This window comes from Arthrobacter sp. H41, from assembly GCF_000520535.1.
Taxonomy (GTDB): domain Bacteria; phylum Actinomycetota; class Actinomycetes; order Actinomycetales; family Micrococcaceae; genus Arthrobacter_D.
On the sequence record NZ_KI914781.1, the window covers coordinates 31761 to 33906 of the forward strand.

Sequence of the window (2146 nt, forward strand, 5' to 3'; positions counted from 1 at the left end):
GGCTACGAAGACGGTGTCCTCGGGGATGGCGAGCCGCACGGTGGCGGCCTTGACGCCGTCGAGCGCCGACACCGTGGCACCGAGCTCGCCCTCGAGCGCCCGCTTGTAGGTGGTGGACTGCTGGAATTCCGAGGAGGTCACGCCCATGTCATCGAGGAGCGAGTATCCCGCGGTCGACGACGACGGCAGGCCCGCCGCGGCTGCCTTGAGCCGCTGGTCGTAGACATTTTCCTCGGGGACGAGGATGGTGCCGCCGCCGCTGGTCAGTTCATAGGGGACGCCGTCGGTCTGCAGCTGGTCCACGATGGTACTGGCGTCCTCACCGCTCAGGCCGGAGAACAGCGGCGTGTAGGAGGGTTTGGCCAGCCAGCTCGCCAGGGCAACACCGCCGAGGACCAGCACTGCGACGCCGATCAGGGCGATGGTCCGATTGGGCGAGGCTGAAGCTTCCCGCCGCCGCGCCCAATCGGGAGAACATGCTACTCAACTGCGTAGGCATCAGGCCTGCATCCTCATGATCTCGTTGAACGCGTCGATGCCCTTGTTGCGGACGCCGGCCACCAGTTCGAGGGTCACCTGCGCCCGGGTCGAGGCGATGGTGGCGTTGTGGATGTCGGTTAGGTCGCCCGTGACAGCCTGCACGGCCAGGCCACTGGAGGCGGACTGCAGCGACTGGACGTTGTCCACGGCAGCCGTCAACGACGTCGCGAAACCGGCACCTCCCGTACCGGACACGGCGTCGGGAGCAGGCAGGTACGCCGTTCCCACGGGCTGAATGGCCGAAATAGCGGGAACGGGCATCAGGATCTTCCAATCTGGAGTGCTGCTTCGTAGGTGGCTTTCGCGCGGTCGACCACCGCGGCATTTGCCTGGTAGCCGCGCTGCGCCATGATGAGCTGGCCCATCTGGGCACTCATGTCGATGTCCGGGTAGCGCACATACCCGGCGTCGTCCGCGAGGGGGTGACCTGGTTCGTGGACCATGCGGCCCTCGGCGTCGCCGAACTCGGCACCCGCCACGTAGACGCCCTGCCCGTCGGCGTCGGCCCGGGCGGTGACGTAGCGCTGCTGGAAGGCAGCGCCATCGGTGGCGGTCACGGTGTTGGCGTTGGCCAGATTGTCGGCAAGGGCGTCGAGCCATTTGCGGTGCACGGTGAGGCCGGTGCCTGAGATGCCGATCGCATCGAAGGTCATCAGTTGGTCCTCAGCGCGGTGCGGAGGCTGTTGAAGGGGCCCTCGACCGAGCGTGCCGCGAACTGGTAGCGCAGCACCGTGTCGATGTTGGAGAGGGTCTCCGTGTCGAGATTGACGTTGCTGCCGTTGAGCCGGGTGGGCTCCAGCGAGGAGTCGGTGGTGGCCTGCACGGCGCCGTCGCCCCGGCTGACGGATTGCGCCAGCGCGTCCTCGAAACTGACCCGTTGCGCATGGAAGCCGGGCGTACTGACGTTGGCGATGTTGTTGGCGGTCACACGCTGGCGCAGCGCAAGGCCATCAAGGGCGCTTCGCATGGCAAGGGAACTGACTGAATCGAGCACGACGGCGAACCTCTTCAACAGCAAGGCTGGGCGGCCGATCCATGGCCTGCGGAGTGAGCGATCCATGCTCGAAAGCATCTATCGGCTCGGTGTTACAGATGTGTTAGATGTTACTGAAGTTATTTTGCGGAGAACTTGCCCGCACGCGTGCCGTGCTACCCCACGGCGTCGAGGTACACCGCTCCTGATGCGCCCCTCGTGGTGGCGGACCGCACTGCACCGATCGCGGACTGGTGTTTCCGCGTCGACTCCAGGTCGTCACGCAGGGCGCTCAGCGCCTCGCGCTGCTTCAGCTGGATGCGGCGGGCACGAGTGACGAGTTCGGCAGGGATGGGACCCTCGACGTCGGGCGGCGTCCAGTTTCCGAGTGCCAGGGCCTGGCGGACGAGGCTGGTGGTCGGGAGCGTGCCGGCGAATGCCTCATCGACGGACAGTTCGAGTGAGTCGAGGACAGCGGTCCAGGCAACGACGGCAGCCCGCTCCTCCGGGTGCGCTGCTGTATTCGATTCTTCTGGTGTATTACCCAATTCCAAGCATCCCTGACGTGGATCGTGTGCGGTCAATAACGGATTCCCGCGCTGGAAGCGCGGCTGCGGCTTCATGCCAGGCCTG

4 protein-coding genes and 1 pseudogene are annotated in these 2146 nt (G+C 66.0%); all 5 read right to left on the reverse strand.

Translation table 11 applies throughout. The features are described from left to right. Window positions 1-402, reverse strand: a pseudogene (locus tag Y705_RS17945) (flagellar basal-body MS-ring/collar protein FliF); the annotation flags it as partial. A 96-nt stretch (window positions 403-498) separates the two neighbouring features. Then, window positions 499-801, reverse strand: a complete 303-nt coding sequence (gene fliE, locus Y705_RS0106415) for a flagellar hook-basal body complex protein FliE (protein ID WP_026532253.1) — start codon at window positions 799-801, stop codon at window positions 499-501. Continuing rightward, window positions 801-1193, reverse strand: coding sequence for a flagellar basal body rod protein FlgC (locus Y705_RS0106420; protein ID WP_026532254.1), 393 nt, complete (start codon window positions 1191-1193; stop codon window positions 801-803). The genes fliE and Y705_RS0106420 overlap by 1 nt, the downstream gene beginning before the upstream one ends. After that, window positions 1193-1534, reverse strand: a complete 342-nt coding sequence (locus Y705_RS0106425) for a flagellar basal body rod protein FlgB (RefSeq protein ID WP_026532255.1) — start codon at window positions 1532-1534, stop codon at window positions 1193-1195. The genes Y705_RS0106420 and Y705_RS0106425 overlap by 1 nt, the downstream gene beginning before the upstream one ends. A 155-nt stretch (window positions 1535-1689) precedes the next feature. After that, window positions 1690-2061, reverse strand: a complete 372-nt coding sequence (locus tag Y705_RS22240; RefSeq protein ID WP_049822376.1) for a hypothetical protein — start codon at window positions 2059-2061, stop codon at window positions 1690-1692. Between the last annotated feature and the right edge of the window lie 85 nt (window positions 2062-2146).